Origin of the sequence: Synechococcus sp. CBW1107 (genome assembly GCF_015841355.1) — a bacterium.
GTDB lineage: Bacteria > Cyanobacteriota > Cyanobacteriia > PCC-6307 > Cyanobiaceae > Regnicoccus_A.
Map to the genome: position 1 here is coordinate 1,667,977 of NZ_CP064908.1, position 14,252 is coordinate 1,682,228.

A 14,252-nucleotide genomic window follows, 5' to 3' on the forward strand; every position below is an offset into this window, starting at 1 on the left:
TACAGCCTGTCTTCGCCACTCAACCAATGATCTCTAATCCGCACTCCGATCCCGGCTCCACCGCCAAACCTGCCGCCGCGCCCTCGCGTTCTCAGCAGCACCGGCCGCCCCATCCGCGCCGGCGCTTTCAACGTCTGCTCGGTTTTGGCCTGACGGCGCTGCTCGGCGGCGGACTGCTGGCCAGCTGCCAGAGCCCTCCGAAGCCGGGTGCCTCCCCCGTGCGCATCGGCTACAGCGCCTGGCCCGGCTGGATTCCCTGGAAGGTCACCGAGGAGAAGGGCCTGTTCACCGCGGCGGGGGTGCCGGTGACCCTGCAGTGGTTCGATGGCTACCTCGACTCAATCAATGCGCTCAACGCCGGCCAGCTCGATTGCAACAGCCAGACCCTCAACGACACGATCAGTTCGATCGCCGGAGGCGCCGACCTGCGGGTGGTGCTCACCAATGACAACTCCACCGGGAACGACCAGATCATCGCCGCCCAGGGCATCAAGGACGTGACTCAGCTCAAGGGCCGCAAGGTGGCTGCGGAGGAGGGCACGGTCGATCACTACCTGTTGCTGCTGGGCCTCAAGAAAGCGGGCCTCTCATCCAAGGACATCGACTTCGTGCCGCTGGAAACGGGGGCGGCCGCAGCAGCTTTCGTGGCCGAGAAGGTGGATGCCGTGGGTGTGTTCGCTCCCTTCACCACCCAGGCGCTCAAGCGTGCCGGCAGCACAACCCTGGTGTCCTCCAAGGAGTTCCCCGGTGCCATCAGCGATCACCTGGTCTGCCGCACGGAGTTCGTCGAGAAGAACTCCGAGCAGCTGCAGAAGGTGGTGAATGCCTGGTTCGCCACCCTCAAGGAGATCAAGGCCAATCCTGGCCCCAGCCTCACGATCCTGGCAGCCCGGGCTGGGGTGAGCGAGGCCGAATACAAGGAGTACGACGCCGGCACCACGATCTTCACGCTCGAGCAGAACCGTGAGGCGCTCAAGCCGGGCAGCACCATGGCTTCGCTCCCCTTTGCCGCGGCCGAGATCAGCACCTTCCTGCAGGAGGTGGGACTGGCCAAGACACCGCCTGATCTCACCAAGCTCTTCGATGCGCGCTTCGTTGACGCGGCGCCATGAGGAGTCCCTGGTTGCTCGGTCCCCTCGGGATCGGCGCGGTGCTGCTGGTCTGGTCGCTGATCAGTCTCAGCGGCGCGGTTGATCCCCTCTTTCTGCCGAGCCCGCCGGCGGTCTGGCAGGCCGCGAGTGATCAGTTCCAGGGCGGAATCCTGGTGGGTGATGCCATCGCCAGCATCCGGCGGGTGTTCCTGGGCTTCGCCCTCTCCGCGGCCCTGGCCCTGCCCCTGGGGATCGCCATGGGCAGCAATCCGCTGATCTGCCGCCTGCTGGAGCCGCTGCTGGGTCTGATCCGCTACATGCCGGCGCCAGCGTTCATCCCCCTGCTGATCATCTACTTCGGTCTGGGGGAGTTGCCCAAGGTGCTGCTGATCTTCGTCGGCACCTTCTTCTTCAACACCCTGATGATCATGGATGCGGTGAAGTTCGTGCCGCCCGAGCTGATCGAGACGGCCCTCACCCTTGGAGGCCGTGGCCTGCCGATCCTCACCCGCGTGGTGGCCCCCTTCATCGCCCCCCAGGTGATTGATGCCTACCGCATCAACATGGCCTCGGCCTGGAACCTGGTGATCGTGGCCGAGCTGGTGGCCGCCAACGAAGGCCTGGGCAAGCGCATCAGCCTGGCCCAGCGCTTCCTGCGCACCGATGAGATCTTCGTGGGCCTGATCGTGATCGGCCTGATCGGGCTGTTCATCGATCTGGGTTTCCGCTTTCTGCTGCGCCGCAGCTGCGCGTGGGCCAACTGACATGCATCTGTCCGTCAACGGCGTCAGCAAAACCTTCGGCGAGGGCCGCCGCGCCAAGTTGGTGCTCGACGACATCAGCTTTTCGATCGATTCCGGTGAATTCGTCGCCCTGGTGGGCAGCTCCGGTTCGGGCAAATCCACGGTGATGCGCCTGATCGCCGGCCTGGAGAGCCCCAGTGCCGGTGTGATCGCCCTGGACGGCCGTTCGGTGCGCGGGCCCGGCCCCGACCGGGGCATGGTGTTCCAGAAGTACAGCCTCTACCCCTGGATGACCGCGGCCCAGAACGTGGCCTTCGGCATGACGCTGCAGGGATTGCCCAAGGCCCTGGTCCGGGAGCGCACGGGCTACTTCCTGGAGGTGGTCGGTCTGCAGGATGCCGCCCGGCGTCTGCCGCGGGAGCTCTCCGGCGGCATGCAGCAGCGGGTGGCGATAGCTCGCGCCCTGGCGGCCGATCCCAAGGTGGTGCTGCTGGATGAACCCTTCGGCGCCCTGGATCTGCAGATCCGCGAATCGATGCAGGAGTTTCTCTATCAGCTCTGGGAGCGCTCCGGGCTCACGGCTCTGCTGATCACCCACGACCTCGAGGAGGCGTTGCTGCTGGCCAAGCGGGTGCACATCATGGCGCCGCGTCCGGGTCGCATCGTCAGGACGGTGGAGGCGGATCTGGATCGTTCCAACCTGGCCCACCTGAGGGTGTCCGCTCCGTTTCTGGAGCTGCGGGAGGAACTGGTCAACACCCTGCGCACCCTTGATGGCGCCACCCTCTGAACCGGCCGCCGTGGACGCGTCAGGCGATCAGTTCGGCCAGCGCCCCTTTCTGGAGGCGGAGCTCTATCGCTCCGCCCCGGTGGCCGAACGAGAGCGGCAGGTTTACGCCCCCCGTTTCTGGCATCCGGTGGCACCACTCTCCAGCCTGCCGGAAGGAACAGCCCTGGCTCTCGAGTTGCTGGATCGCCCCCTGCTGCTCACCCATTCCCCCGGCGGTCCGCCGCGGGCGTTCCTCAACCGCTGCCCTCATCGCGGGGTGGCCCTGCTGCCCCCGGCACAGGCGGCCCAGCCCTGCCGACGTCTCATCTGTCCGTACCACGGCTGGACCTACGACCTCGGCGGCAGCCTGCGGGCCGCGGCCCGGGAAGCGGAGTTCGTGGATCCCTTCGCACGCGAGGACTGGCCCCTGATCCAACTGGCCTGCGCGGTGCGCGGCTCGATGCTCTGGGTGGCGATCGGCCAGGATCCGCTGCCCCTCGAGCACCAGCTGGATCTGGTGGAGCAGGAGCTGGGCCCGGCCCTGGAGCGGCCAAGGGTGCTGCTGGCCAGCCTGGAGTCGGAACTGGCCTGCAACTGGAAGGTTGCCCACGACAACACCCTCGACGACTACCACGTGGCCATCGCGCACCCCAACACCCTGCACCGCCAGCAGGGGCCGGTGCGCCACTACCGGCATCGCTTCGCCGATCACGCCAACCTGCTGGCCACCCCGGTTGCCCTTCAGGGCAGCGCTGCTGATGCGGAGGCGCCGGAGTTCCTGACCTTCGGGGCTCCGCCCTGGATTCATCTGCTGGCCTGGCCCGATGGGCGCCTGGCCCTGATCAGTTTTCCTCCCCGTGATCCCGGCCACTGCCTCCTCCACGTGTGGCTGCTGGGTGATCCCGCCCAGAAGGCCCGGGGCGAAGCCTGGATCGAGGAACTGCGTGCGTTTCTGGAGGAGGACCGGGCCCTGGTGGAGTCGGCCCAGCGGGGCTACGCCAGCGGTCTGACGCCCGGCCCCGCCCATCGGCTGGAGCGGCGGATCCTGCACCAGCAGGCGCTCTATGCGCGGATCATGGGCCTGGAGCCGCCGACTCCGACTCCGTCTTCGTCTCCAGCTCGCGTCTGAGCCAGGCGGCCATGGCCGTGTTGATCTGCAGCAGATCGGCCACCGGCTGGTTCGTGAAGGGAAGGGTGGGCAGGTAGCCGTCGGGGCCGAACTCCGGAGTGAGTGTGAAGCGCTCCATGCCGCGTGCTCGGGCCCGATCGAGAAACAGCTGCCAGCAGGCCCGATGCGCCACGAGGGCCTCGGTGTGTTCGGGTGCGAACGGGTGACTCACCTGGGGCCCCTGGGCATGCCCCACCCGGGCGTGGATGTGGTCCACCCGCTCAGCGATGGTCTGGATCGGCTCCAGGTCCGGTGTCATCAGCCGCTCGCAGGCCACGCACCAGTGGCTGAGGTCGGCGGTGAGCCGCAGATCCGGGTAGCGACTGATCCAGTCCTGAATGCGCCAGGGGTCCGCCAGGCTGCGTGAACGGTGGGTTTCGAACGTCACCGGTGCCGGGGCGGCGGCGGCCAGAACGAGCGCCCGGTCCCAGAACCAGTGCTGATCTGCACGGCTCCAGCTGTCGCTGCCGGTGATCACCGTGATCCGTAGTGGCTCGAGTCGGCGGCAGCGCTCCAGCTGACTGGCCAGGTGCTGCAGATGCTCGGCGGCTGTCATGGCGAGATCGGGCACGTAGCCGTTGCCTGTGACCAGCTCCACGATCAGCGCGAGCCCGGCGGCGCCCAGCTCGGCCACCACCGCGCCGGGATCAGCGCCAGCCAGGGCTGGATGGTCGAGATTCGCCTCGAGTCCATCAAAGCCGTGATGGCGGGCCCGCTGAATCGCCTCCTGCAGGCCACCCTGGAATCCCCAGAGGCTGTGCAGGATCAGGGCCTGCATGCCCTCCACGGCGTTCCATGCGGAGAGCTTGGAGCGGTCTCAGCGACCGCTGGTGTGGTCCGGTGCGGCCGGGGCATCCTCCACATCCAGAAGGCTGGGCTGGATGCCGAGGTAGACCGCCTCGCGGAACAGGGCCTGGTGGGCCTTGGCATCGCCACGGGCCCTCGCTTCGGCCATGCGCTGCCGCAGCGACAGCACGAGGGCCTGGTGGCGGGGATCCTGGGCGGTGGTGGCCATGGCGATCAGCTCTGCACCGGTCTTGACCGGGCGTTCAGACCCATCAGTTTACCGAGAGTTCGCCCAGGCCGATGGAGCCCTTTGACCCCCCTGGAGACCCCGAGGCCTTCTGGAGCGTGCCGGTCGCCGTGCTGCCGGGCTGCTGCTGCGTCAGTTCACCAGCCCGATCATCCTGATCCTGGCGGCCGCGGCCCTGCTCTTGTTTCTGCTGGATTCCCCCACCGATGGCCTGATCATCCTGGTGATCGTGCTGATCAGCGGGCTGCTGGGGTTCTGGCAGGAGCGCGGCGCGGCCGGCGCGGTGGCGCGGATGCTTCAGACGGCCGCCACCACCATCGGGTGCTTGCTCACCGGAGCCGCCACCCAGTTCGCGGCCATCGCCGAGCGCCTGCGCCAGCGCAGCCCGGAAACGGATTTCGAGCGGGGTGTGCGCCGCTTCGGGGCGCTGCTGCTGGAGCTGACCCTGGTGCTGGTGATCACGATCTTCGCGGTCAACGTGATCCTGCAACGGCCGGTGCCATCGACCTCACGGCCTGGACCAAGCTCGATGAGATCCCCTTTGATTTCAACCGCAAGCGCCTGAGCGTGCTGGCCCGCAGGGAGGGCGTCCCGGTGCTGATCACCAAGGGGGCCTTTCTCAAGGTGCGGGAGGTGTGTGACCGGGCGGAAACCGCTGCCGGCGCCGTTGTGCCGCTGGCGGCCGTGGAGGCGGACCTGCGCGAGCGGTATGCCGCCTGGAGCGCCGAGGGGTGTCGGGTGCCCCGCGCGGTGAGCCGCACCGACGTAACCGGCATGACCGTTCTGGGTCTGCTGGCACTCACGGATCCGCTCCGGCCCGGCGTGAAGGCCACCGTGGCCGAACTCGCGCGTCTCGGGGTGCGGCTGAAGATGATCACCGGCCACAATGCCCTGGTGGCGGCACGGGTGGGCCGTGAAGCCGGTCTGCGCAACCCGGAGGTGCTCACCGGCACCCAGATGCAGCAGCTCTCCGACAGTGCCCTGCCGGTGCGGGCCGAGCAGGTGGATGTGTTCGCCGAGATCGAGCCCAGCCAGAAGGAGCGGCTGATCCATGCCCTGCGGCGCTCCGGCCACGTGGTGGGCTACCTGGGCGGTGGACGTGGCCCGGGAGGCGGCCGACATCGTGCTGCTGGATCCCGACCCGGCCGTGCTGCTGGCGGGCATCCGCGAGGGAAGGCGCACCTTCGCCAACCTGGTCTCGATGGCGGTGGCGTCCCTGGCCCTGCCCTTTCTGCCGCTGCTGCCCAAGCAGATCCTGCTCACCAATCTGCTCACCGATCTGCCGGAGATGACCATCGCCTCCGACCGGGTGGATCCTGAGTGGATCAGCAGCCCCCACCGCTGGAGAATCCCGTTCATCAAGCGGTTCATGGTCACCTTCGGTCTGGTGAGTTCTCTCTTCGACGTCCTCACCTTCCTGGTGCTGCTCCGGATCCTCCACGCCGACGCCGCCCAGTTCCGCAGCGGCTGGTTTCTGGAATCAGTGTTCTCGGCCGCCTCGATCGTGCTGGTGATCCGCACCCGCGGTCCTCTGCTCCACAGTCGCCCTTCAAGGGCACTGGTGGCGGCCACGATCGCGGTGGGCATGCTCACCCTGCCCCTGCCCTGGACGCCGTTGGGGCGCCTGTTCGGGTTCGTGCCCCTGCCGCTGGAGTTTCTGCTGCTGATCCTGCTGGCCTACGTGGCCAGCGCCGAGCTGGCCAAGGGCTGGTTCCACCGGCGCTGGGCCGGCTGAGGCAGACAGGCTCCCAGGACCCCGCTCGGTAAGGTGACGGCAAGTTCATGCCGAGCGGCCGAACCGACCCGCAGGGGTGTCGCCAGGCCCCCGCTGCACCGTTCCAGGAGGAGGAGCATGGGGCTGCGCAGCACCCTGCGATACGCCGTCCTGGCTCTCCTGCTTGTGGGCCTGATCGCCACCGGAGCCCTCTGGGCGCAACGCCAGGCACCTGTGGTCGTCACGGCGCTGATGCCGGCGCCGTTCGTGGAGGCCACCGTGCCGATCGTGGAGCGCTTCAACCGCAGCCATCCCGGCATCGTGCTGCGGGTGAACCGGGGCCCCTTCGAGACCGAGGCCATCTCCGATCTGGCGATCAGCAGCCTGCTGCTGGGGGACAGCCCCTACGACCTGCTGCTGATGGACGTCACCTGGACGCCGAAGTATGCCGCCGCTGGCTGGCTCGCCCCCCTGGAGCCGCTGCTGGGGGACGACGCCCTCGCCGGGGTGGTGCCGGGGGCTCAGGAGGGCAACCGCTTCGATGGCCACCTCTGGCGGATCCCCCTGGTGGCCGACATGGGGCTGCTCTACTGGCGCACCGATCTGATGGCGACGCCCCCGCGCACCCCCGACGAGCTGATGGCCACCGCCGGCGCACTGCAGCGGGCTGGCCGGGTGCGCTGGGGCTACGTCTGGCAGGGCCGCCAGTACGAGGGACTGAGCTGTGTCCTCCTGGAGGTGCTGCACGGCTTCGGCGGGACCTGGCTCTCCGCCTCGGGTGATCGAGTGGAGCTGGGCAGCCCGGCCGGGGTGGCCGCGGCCGCCTGGTTGCGCCAGCTGATCGTTCAGGGCATCACCCCTCGGGCGGTGGCCAATTTCGCCGAACCGGAGGCGCTGCAGAGCTTCGAGGCCGGCGATGCCGCCCTGATGCGCAACTGGCCTTACGCCTGGGCCGAGCTGCAGAAACCCGGCAGCCAGGTCAGGGGGAAGGTGGGCGTGACCACGATGGTGGCCGCCCCCGGGGGGCGCCCAGCCGCCACCCAGGGCAGCTGGGGATTCTCACTGGTGAGCCAGAGCCCCCATCCCCGCGAGGCCGCACTGGTGATCGCCGCCCTCACGGCGCCGGAGGTTCAGAAGGACCTGGCTCAGCGGCTGGGCTACACCCCCACGCTCTTGGCCCTGTTCGAGGACCCGGAGCTGGTGGCGGCGAACCCGGTGCTGCCGGAGCTGCGCCGGGCGCTGGAGGCCACGGTGCTGCGTCCGCTCAGCCCGCTCTATGCCCAGCTCAGTGACATCCTGCAGCGGCAGCTCAGCGAGGTGATCACCGGCGAGCGGGTGGCCGCCGAGGGCATGGAGCGGGCCCAGAGCCTCAGCAACCAGTTGCTGAGGGCCAGCGGCGTGGGGGTCAGCGGCGGGGCGGCGCGGTCATGACCCTTCTGCTCACGCTGCCCGCTCTGCTGCTGCTGGCGCTGGTCTTCGCCGTGCCCCTGCTGCGTTACGGCTGGCTCAGCTTCCATGCCGACTCGGTGATCACCGGCCTGCAGCCGGTGCCCAACGGCGGTGCCAACTGGCTGCGCCTGCTCGAGGACGAGCGCTTCTGGCAGGACACCGTTCAGACCCTGCGCTTCACCGGGCTGTCGGTGTCGCTGGAGCTGCTGCTGGGGCTGGCCCTGGCCTTGCTGCTGCATCAGAGCTGGCGGGGCCGCACAGCGGTGCGCACGATCACCCTGCTGCCCTGGGCCCTGCCCACCGCGGTGATGGCTCTGGGCTGGCGCTGGATCTTCAATGATCCCTACGGACCGATCAATGCCCTGGTGCAGGCGCTGGGACTGCCGGCGCTGCCCTTTCTGAGCAGCCCCGCCAGCACCTGGCTGGTGGTGGTGCTCGCGGATGTCTGGAAGACCACTCCCTTCGTGGCTCTGCTGCTGCTGGCCGGACTGCAGTCGATCCCCATGGACCTCTACGAGGCCTTCGCCCTGGAGGGCGGCACACCCGCTCAGGCTCTGCGCCGGATCACCCTGCCGCTGCTGCTGCCCTATGTCTTCCTTGCCGTGCTGTTCCGGCTGGCCCAGGCGCTGGGAGTGTTCGACCTGGTGCAGATCCTCACCGGCGGTGGCCCGGCCGGGAGCACCGAAACCCTGGCTCTCTATTCCTATCTCTCAGCCATGCGCTTTCTCGATTTCGGCTACAGCGCCACGGTGATGCTGGGGATGTTCATGCTGCTGCTGGGTCTCACCGCCGCTCTGCTGCTGGGCCGGCGCTGGCTGGCGGGGGGGAGATCCTGATGCGGTTCCGTCGCCTGGCCGTGCTGCTCGTGCTGCTCTGGAGCTTGCTGCCTCTGTTCTGGCAGCTCTACACCTCACTGCGCACAGGGGCGGCTCTGGTGAATCCTCAGGCGGACCTCACGGGCTGGACCTTCGACAACTACCGGCAGATCCTCTCGGGTGATCCACCCTTCTGGCGCTTCCTGCTCAACAGCACAGTGGTGGGGCTGACCACCACGGCCCTGACCCTGCTGCTGGCCATCCCCTGCGCCTACGGCCTCCAGCGGCAGCGGGCCGGAATCCGGGTGGCGCTGAGTGGCGTGCTGCTCGCTGCCGCGGTGTTCCCCTATGTGCTGCTCTTCCTGGCGCTGCTGGAGCTGGCCAGGCGCTTCGGGCTGGCCAACCATCTGCTGGCGCTGAGCCTGCCCTACGCCGGCCTCTCCCTGCCTCTGGCGGTGTTGCTGCTGGGGGCGGCGTTCCGGGATCTGCCGCCGGAGCTGGAGGAATCTGCCGTGCTGGAGGGCCTCAACCTCTGGCAGCGGCTGCGCTGGGTGCTGCTGCCGCTGATCGCCCCCGCCAGCGCCAGCACCGGGCTGCTGGTGTTCCTGTTCAGCTGGAACGAATACCCGATCGCCCTCACCTGGATCAGCCGCCAGGAGCTGCTCACCCTGCCCATCGCCATCGCCCGCATCGCCGGTTCCTCCGTGTACACCGTTCCCTATGGCGCCTTCGCGGCGGCCACCGTGCTGGGCAGCCTGCCGCTGCTGGCCCTGGTGGTGATCTTCCAGAAGCCGATCGTGGCGGGCCTGACCCAGGGGGCCGTCAAATGAGCGGTATTCAGCGGCCGCAGGGCCTGGTGCTCGAGGGGCTGGAGAGACGCGTCGGCGGCACCCTCGTGCTCGACGGCCTCAACCTCGGCGTGGCGCCGGGGGAGTGCCTGGCACTGCTGGGCCCCAGCGGCTGCGGCAAGACCACCACCCTGAGGCTGATCGCCGGGCTCGATCAGCCCAGCGCCGGCAGCATCCGCCTCGATGGCGACGACATCACCCGGCAGCCGCCCAGCCGCAGGCAGGTGGGGATGGTGTTCCAGAGCTATGCCCTCTACCCCCACCTCACGGTGGAGCGGAACCTCTCCCTGGGGATGGAGCTGCGCGGCCTCCCCCGCGATCGGATCGCGGAGCAGATCAGCTCGGTGCTGGAGCTGTTGCAGCTGGAGCCCCAGCGCCGGCGCCGGCCGGCGGAACTCTCGGGCGGTCAGCGCCAGCGGGTGGCCCTGGCCCGGGCTCTGGTGCGCAAGCCGCGGTTGTTTCTGCTCGATGAGCCGATGAGCAATCTCGATGCCCAGTTGCGCGAGGACCTGCGCGCGGAGCTGCGCCTGTTGCTCTGCGGCGGCCCCCAGCCTGTGGTCTATGTGACCCACGATCAGCAGGAGGCCATGGGCCTGGCCGACCGCATCGCCGTGCTGCAGCAGGGGCGGCTGCAGCAGATCGGCACCCCCCGTGAGCTCTACGACGAGCCCGCCAATCTTTTCGTGGCCGGCTTCATCGGCCGACCGCGCATCAATGTGCTGCCCGCCGAGGCCGGCCGCATCCGGGCGGTCCGCCCGGAACACCTGGAGCCCGTGACGGAAGGGGGGCTGCCGGCCCGGGTGCTGCTGCGTGAGTGGCAGGGGGCCAGCCAGCTGCTCCAGCTCGACACGCCCCACGGCCGCTGGCGCATGGTCTGCGATGGCCGGGTGGAGGTGGGCGAAACCATGGGGCTGGGCTGGCCGGCGGCGCGCGAACTGTGGTTCGAATCCGGCAGTGGCCGGCGGCTCGCCTAGCGCAGCTCAGCCTCCAGCAGGCCCAGCCAGGCCTCCGGCAGACGCCAGTGGCGGGCTCCCCGCAGGATGGCCGCGGCGTAGTCGCCGCCGGCGCTCAGCCCTGGGGTGCGCCAGGCGGGAGTGGGCACGTAGGTGAGGGCGTCGAGGCGCTCGCCGCTGTCGGTGATCACCTGGACCCTCTGGTGGCCGTAGTGACCGGCCGCCACGCCCTCGCAGTGGTCGAGGGCGGCCCGATCATCCGGGCTGTGATGGTGCACCACTCCCCAGCAGTGGGCGCCGCTGTGACGCACCAGCCCAGCGGCCCCTTCGCCCGGGGCGCGGCCCAGGCGCCGTTTGTTGATCCCCCAGCGCCAGCCCTCCAGCCGCGCCACCAGGCCGCTGCCATCCCAGCGCGGACAGCGCCGTGCCAGCTGGGAGGGGCAGAGGTTCGAGCCGTAGCTGAACACCGGGGTGCTCCTCCAGTCGCCGTAGGGCACCAGCGGCAGGCCGATCACCTGCTCATGGCGGCCCAGGTACAGCCAGGCCAGGCTGCCGTCGCTCAACTGCCAGCGCTGGCGCTGGTACTCGCGGGGCACGTCTTCAAGCTGATCGAGCCGGGACAGGACGCTCCCCTCCAGGGCATACAGCTCGCCATGGATCAGCGCGGGTTCCGGTGGTTCCCGGGGCTCATCCAGTTTCAGCTCAGCGGCGGCAGGCACCGCCATCGGGTAGGGGCCGAGGTCGTGCAGCCTGGCTCCCACCAGGCGCCGCCGCCCGAGGAAGTGGCTGCCGTGGAGCCAGGGGTGGTTGGGCTCCCCCCGCTTCAGGCTCCCGTAGACGAACACCAGCTCGGACATCGGACGCCCGCCTGCCTCGCCTCAGCCGGGGAGGGGATCGGCCGGCTCGATGCCCCACTCCTGGCGGATGGCCGGGTTGCTCAGTTCCCAGGCATGCTCCTGTGCGGCCAGTGGCGCCGTGCGGTTGCCGGGCTCGAGGCCCCGCCGGCTCAGTTCCCCGCGCACTTCAGCCTGGAAGCAGCGGGTTTCGCGCAGCAGATCGGCCACCCGCTGAGGCCCTCCCAGCACGTTCTGCATCGCCTGCTGGCCGCTGGAGAGCTGGAGGGTGGCGAGGTGGTCCTCGAGCCAGGCCCATTCGTAGGGGAGCATGGCGTCACTGCAGGCCTGAAGGCGCTCGCGGTAGGTCTGCAGATGCTCCTCGAGCACCCGCTCGGTCAGGGGGCTGTAGGGAACGGCAAGCGGCTCGTGGCCGGAATCGCTGGCACCGGAGCGCTCCCGCAGCCGGACCATGATCTCGCGCAGATAGCTCATGGCGCCGCGATCGCTGACGTCAGAGGCTAAGCCGGGCGGTGTCATCCGGATCGACCGGCAGTCCCCGCAGGGCCAGGGCACCACGGCGGGCGGCCAGCAGCAGGGGGTAGAGCCTGCGGCTGCGCTCCTCTTCGCCGAACACCGTTGTGAGCAGGCTCAGCAGGGTGGAACTTGGCCGCAACTGAGCGCAGAGCCGCTGCACAGCCTCGGCCCCATGCCAGCAGTGCTCACCCTCGATCAGCACCGCCCCCCTGGCCAGATCGAAACCCCGTGCCTTGAGCTGCCGGCGCAAGGCGTGATCGGCGCGGCCATCGATGATCCGCAGCTGAGGCAGACCCCCACGCAGTTCGCCCATGGCGGCAAACGCGCTGCAGAAGGGACAGCCACCGTCAAACACCAGCTGGATGGTGCCGGTTTCAGCGCTGGCGGGTGTCGTTGAAGCGGCTGAAATCAAGACAGCGGAACTCGCTCTGGTCATCTTTGACGATATCGACGAAGGTTTCGTCGAAGCGGATCTGGCTGCTGGTGTACGCGGCGCGTTTGAACACCGGGCTGCGCACTGTTTCATCGACGCCCTCGAACGCCACCAGCACCTCCCCGTGGGCGGCGCGCAACTCGGCCTGGCCCAGGCCGTGCAGGGGGCTGTCGGGACCGATGGGGTGCATCACCGTCCACATCAGCTGGAACAGGAAGGCCTGGCCGCGCACCAGCTCCAGCCGGTGCAGGCGGCGCATCGTTTCGCCTTCGACGCTGCGTTCATCGATGGCCAGATAGGCCTGCACCTGCGCGCTGACCAGATTGTTGTGGTGCACGTTGGCGATGCGGAAGGTGAGGCAGGGCCGCCCATCCCAGGGCTGGACCGTGGCCACCTCGCTGAAGCGGATCTCCGCCCGGCTGCGGGAGAAACGGGCGAACACCAGGCCGGTGGTCACGGCGGTGAACACCAGGCTCACGAAGGCCTGCAGGGTGACCAGCGCGTTCACCAGCGGCGAGACGGGATGGAGCACGCCGTAGCCGATCGAGCCCAGGGTCTGAACGCTGAAGAAGAAGGCGTCGCTGAAGCCTGCCATCTGGCCCGGGGGCAGTCCGCCGATGCCGGGGGCATCCAGCAGATAGAGCAGGGCGAAGACGACGTTGGTGCCCAGGTAGGCCAGGGCGATCAGCAGCAGGAAGCCCGGCCAGGGCACGCTGAGCATCAGCCGGTAGGGCTCCCGCCACTGGCTGATCAGGCTGTCGATGTTGTCGGCGCGGTAGACGCCATCGAGCTTGAGCAGGCGCACGGGGCGCAGGCGGCTCGGTCGGGTCCGCAGGGAACGGAAAGGGCTCATGGGTTCGGAAGCGGGGAGGCAGGAGAGCGCTCCGTTGCCGACGGCACCCCCAGCCGGTGATCGGGGGGCTCCACCATCGCCAGCCGGCAGAGTCAGGTTAGCCAGAAGGTTGTCTCAGCCCAGCTCCAGGCAGGCCAGGCCATAGATGTCCCCCAGTGGCAGCTCGGGAGGGGTTCCCCGGTACATGCGCACGGTGCGGCCGGCGATCTGGAAGCCGCGCTGCTCCAGCAGTCGATGGGCCCTGGGATTGACTTCGGGGGCGTCGATCAGCACCGGCCCGCTCCGCTCCGAGCAGAGCCGATCGAGCAAGGCACCGGCGAGCGGCGGAGCATCCGCCAGCAGGGGGCCCAGCCGCCAGCCCACGGCGCCGGCGTCATCGGGGAGCAGGCAGGGTCTGATCCGCCCGAAGCCGCGGCAGCAGCCCAGCTCATCGCGCACCAGCTCCACGGTGCCGCTGTCCTGCCGCAGCCATTCCCCCAGGAAGTGGGGGCGCGGAGTGGCTTCATGGCGGGCGTCATAGGTCAGCACCAGTTCGTTGCTGCCGGCATCCGCGCCCAGCTCCGCCGCAGCCACCACGGCAAACCCCGCCGGCAGCTGACCTCCGCTGCAACGAGCGCGGCTGGCAGATGGCAGGCGCCAGCGGAGGGTGTTGTAAGCCGCCTTGAAGCCCCAGTGGCTGTAGTCGATCAGTCGCTCGGGCGCCGCCTCCAGGCCGATGCAGGCCACCCCATCGAGATGCGCGAGGGCCTGACGCCAGAGCGCCACTCCGTAGCCGCGGCCGCGGAAGGCCGGCCGCACAAGGAACAGGCCGATGAATCCATAGCGTTCGTCGTAACGAATGCCCGCGATACATCCCACCGGCTCCTCCCCCAGGCAGCCCACCCAGAGACCAGCGGCATCGGTATGGCGATACACACCGGTGTCGCCCACACCAGGGCAGAAACCTTCCCGACGGGCCCATTCCGTCACCAGCGGCAGGTGTGACTCGGCCATCGGCCGGATCGTGAAAGGTG

The 14,252-nt window shown here is 69.1% G+C and carries 18 protein-coding genes; 11 read left to right on the forward strand and 7 right to left on the reverse strand.

The window, feature by feature from the left end; translation table 11 throughout:
* The first annotated feature begins 26 nt into the window (after positions 1 to 26).
* From I1E95_RS08615 to I1E95_RS08630, 4 genes are read left to right on the forward strand one after another with little or no spacing between them, the layout of a single operon-like run.
* A complete protein-coding gene (locus I1E95_RS08615) occupies positions 27 to 1,112 on the forward strand; it encodes an ABC transporter substrate-binding protein (RefSeq protein WP_197161287.1) in 1,086 nt (361 codons plus the stop codon).
* The gene (locus I1E95_RS08620; RefSeq protein WP_197161289.1) at positions 1,109 to 1,855 is read left to right on the forward strand and encodes an ABC transporter permease; all 747 of its coding nucleotides are present in this window, start codon (positions 1,109 to 1,111) and stop codon (positions 1,853 to 1,855) included. The genes I1E95_RS08615 and I1E95_RS08620 overlap by 4 nt, the downstream gene beginning before the upstream one ends.
* A gap of 1 nt (position 1,856) precedes the next feature.
* On the forward strand, positions 1,857 to 2,624 hold the full coding sequence (locus I1E95_RS08625; RefSeq protein ID WP_197161292.1) for an ABC transporter ATP-binding protein: 768 nt from the start codon (positions 1,857 to 1,859) through the stop codon (positions 2,622 to 2,624).
* Complete coding sequence (locus I1E95_RS08630; protein WP_197161307.1) at positions 2,608 to 3,732, forward strand: aromatic ring-hydroxylating dioxygenase subunit alpha; 1,125 nt, start codon at positions 2,608 to 2,610, stop codon at positions 3,730 to 3,732. Before I1E95_RS08625 ends, I1E95_RS08630 begins: the two co-directional genes overlap by 17 nt.
* Here the strand turns inward: I1E95_RS08630 and I1E95_RS08635 are convergent.
* Entirely contained in the window at positions 3,677 to 4,549 is an 873-nt protein-coding gene (locus I1E95_RS08635; RefSeq protein WP_197161310.1) for a sugar phosphate isomerase/epimerase, read from the reverse strand. The genes I1E95_RS08630 and I1E95_RS08635 overlap by 56 nt on opposite strands.
* A gap of 39 nt (positions 4,550 to 4,588) precedes the next feature.
* On the reverse strand, positions 4,589 to 4,786 hold the full coding sequence (locus I1E95_RS08640) for a hypothetical protein (protein WP_197161313.1): 198 nt from the start codon (positions 4,784 to 4,786) through the stop codon (positions 4,589 to 4,591).
* A gap of 199 nt (positions 4,787 to 4,985) precedes the next feature.
* Between I1E95_RS08640 and I1E95_RS08645 the strand changes: the two genes are divergently transcribed.
* The 7 genes from I1E95_RS08645 to I1E95_RS08675 all read left to right on the forward strand — a co-directional run bounded on the left by I1E95_RS08645 (position 4,986) and on the right by I1E95_RS08675 (position 10,604).
* Positions 4,986 to 5,369, forward strand: a complete 384-nt coding sequence (locus I1E95_RS08645) for a hypothetical protein (protein ID WP_197161316.1) — start codon at positions 4,986 to 4,988, stop codon at positions 5,367 to 5,369.
* Between the two features lie 2 nt (positions 5,370 to 5,371).
* Positions 5,372 to 6,124 (forward strand): HAD family hydrolase, encoded by a 753-nt coding sequence (locus tag I1E95_RS08650; RefSeq protein WP_197161319.1) that lies wholly within the window; start codon positions 5,372 to 5,374, stop codon positions 6,122 to 6,124.
* Positions 6,093 to 6,539: a cation transporting ATPase C-terminal domain-containing protein gene (locus tag I1E95_RS08655; RefSeq protein WP_231594506.1), complete on the forward strand. Its 447-nt coding sequence runs from the start codon at positions 6,093 to 6,095 to the stop codon at positions 6,537 to 6,539. Before I1E95_RS08650 ends, I1E95_RS08655 begins: the two co-directional genes overlap by 32 nt.
* Before the next feature lie 117 nt (positions 6,540 to 6,656).
* Positions 6,657 to 7,949, forward strand: coding sequence for an ABC transporter substrate-binding protein (locus I1E95_RS08660; protein ID WP_197161323.1), 1,293 nt, complete (start codon positions 6,657 to 6,659; stop codon positions 7,947 to 7,949).
* Complete coding sequence (locus tag I1E95_RS08665; protein WP_197161326.1) at positions 7,946 to 8,803, forward strand: carbohydrate ABC transporter permease; 858 nt, start codon at positions 7,946 to 7,948, stop codon at positions 8,801 to 8,803. Before I1E95_RS08660 ends, I1E95_RS08665 begins: the two co-directional genes overlap by 4 nt.
* Positions 8,803 to 9,612, forward strand: a complete 810-nt coding sequence (locus I1E95_RS08670) for a carbohydrate ABC transporter permease (RefSeq protein ID WP_197161329.1) — start codon at positions 8,803 to 8,805, stop codon at positions 9,610 to 9,612. The genes I1E95_RS08665 and I1E95_RS08670 overlap by 1 nt, the downstream gene beginning before the upstream one ends.
* Entirely contained in the window at positions 9,609 to 10,604 is a 996-nt protein-coding gene (locus tag I1E95_RS08675; RefSeq protein ID WP_197161332.1) for an ABC transporter ATP-binding protein, read from the forward strand. Before I1E95_RS08670 ends, I1E95_RS08675 begins: the two co-directional genes overlap by 4 nt.
* Here I1E95_RS08675 and I1E95_RS08680 read toward each other — a convergent pair.
* From I1E95_RS08680 to I1E95_RS08700, 5 genes are all read right to left on the reverse strand, one after another.
* A complete protein-coding gene (locus I1E95_RS08680) occupies positions 10,601 to 11,440 on the reverse strand; it encodes a gamma-glutamylcyclotransferase (protein WP_197161335.1) in 840 nt (279 codons plus the stop codon). The two genes, I1E95_RS08675 and I1E95_RS08680, sit on opposite strands and share 4 nt — an antisense overlap.
* 21 nt (positions 11,441 to 11,461) lie before the next feature.
* Entirely contained in the window at positions 11,462 to 11,911 is a 450-nt protein-coding gene (locus tag I1E95_RS08685; RefSeq protein WP_197161338.1) for a hypothetical protein, read from the reverse strand.
* 19 nt (positions 11,912 to 11,930) lie between these two features.
* Positions 11,931 to 12,365, reverse strand: a complete 435-nt coding sequence (locus tag I1E95_RS08690; protein ID WP_197161341.1) for a DCC1-like thiol-disulfide oxidoreductase family protein — start codon at positions 12,363 to 12,365, stop codon at positions 11,931 to 11,933.
* Positions 12,328 to 13,239, reverse strand: coding sequence for an ion channel (locus I1E95_RS08695; protein WP_197161343.1), 912 nt, complete (start codon positions 13,237 to 13,239; stop codon positions 12,328 to 12,330). The genes I1E95_RS08690 and I1E95_RS08695 overlap by 38 nt, the downstream gene beginning before the upstream one ends.
* Positions 13,240 to 13,353: 114 nt before the next feature.
* Positions 13,354 to 14,232 carry a GNAT family N-acetyltransferase gene (locus I1E95_RS08700; protein WP_197161346.1) on the reverse strand — a complete coding sequence of 293 codons (879 nt, stop codon included), beginning with the start codon at positions 14,230 to 14,232 and terminating at the stop codon, positions 13,354 to 13,356.
* Between the last annotated feature and the right edge of the window lie 20 nt (positions 14,233 to 14,252).

What these genes read in the sequence shown, in the direction of transcription:
- I1E95_RS08685 (WP_197161338.1), bottom strand. Translation starts at nt 11,911, where the DNA reads ATGAGCTATCTGCGCGAGATCATGGTCCGGCTGCGGGAGCGCTCCGGT.
- I1E95_RS08700 (WP_197161346.1), bottom strand. Translation starts at nt 14,232, where the DNA reads ATGGCCGAGTCACACCTGCCGCTGGTGACGGAATGGGCCCGTCGGGAA.
- I1E95_RS08630 (WP_197161307.1), top strand. Translation starts at nt 2,608, where the DNA reads ATGGCGCCACCCTCTGAACCGGCCGCCGTGGACGCGTCAGGCGATCAG.
- I1E95_RS08620 (WP_197161289.1), top strand. Translation starts at nt 1,109, where the DNA reads ATGAGGAGTCCCTGGTTGCTCGGTCCCCTCGGGATCGGCGCGGTGCTG.
- I1E95_RS08615 (WP_197161287.1), top strand. Translation starts at nt 27, where the DNA reads ATGATCTCTAATCCGCACTCCGATCCCGGCTCCACCGCCAAACCTGCC.
- I1E95_RS08635 (WP_197161310.1), bottom strand. Translation starts at nt 4,549, where the DNA reads ATGCAGGCCCTGATCCTGCACAGCCTCTGGGGATTCCAGGGTGGCCTG.
- I1E95_RS08665 (WP_197161326.1), top strand. Translation starts at nt 7,946, where the DNA reads ATGACCCTTCTGCTCACGCTGCCCGCTCTGCTGCTGCTGGCGCTGGTC.
- I1E95_RS08675 (WP_197161332.1), top strand. Translation starts at nt 9,609, where the DNA reads ATGAGCGGTATTCAGCGGCCGCAGGGCCTGGTGCTCGAGGGGCTGGAG.
- I1E95_RS08660 (WP_197161323.1), top strand. Translation starts at nt 6,657, where the DNA reads ATGGGGCTGCGCAGCACCCTGCGATACGCCGTCCTGGCTCTCCTGCTT.
- I1E95_RS08655 (WP_231594506.1), top strand. Translation starts at nt 6,093, where the DNA reads ATGACCATCGCCTCCGACCGGGTGGATCCTGAGTGGATCAGCAGCCCC.
- I1E95_RS08625 (WP_197161292.1), top strand. Translation starts at nt 1,857, where the DNA reads ATGCATCTGTCCGTCAACGGCGTCAGCAAAACCTTCGGCGAGGGCCGC.
- I1E95_RS08695 (WP_197161343.1), bottom strand. Translation starts at nt 13,239, where the DNA reads ATGAGCCCTTTCCGTTCCCTGCGGACCCGACCGAGCCGCCTGCGCCCC.
- I1E95_RS08640 (WP_197161313.1), bottom strand. Translation starts at nt 4,786, where the DNA reads ATGGCCACCACCGCCCAGGATCCCCGCCACCAGGCCCTCGTGCTGTCG.
- I1E95_RS08670 (WP_197161329.1), top strand. Translation starts at nt 8,803, where the DNA reads ATGCGGTTCCGTCGCCTGGCCGTGCTGCTCGTGCTGCTCTGGAGCTTG.
- I1E95_RS08680 (WP_197161335.1), bottom strand. Translation starts at nt 11,440, where the DNA reads ATGTCCGAGCTGGTGTTCGTCTACGGGAGCCTGAAGCGGGGGGAGCCC.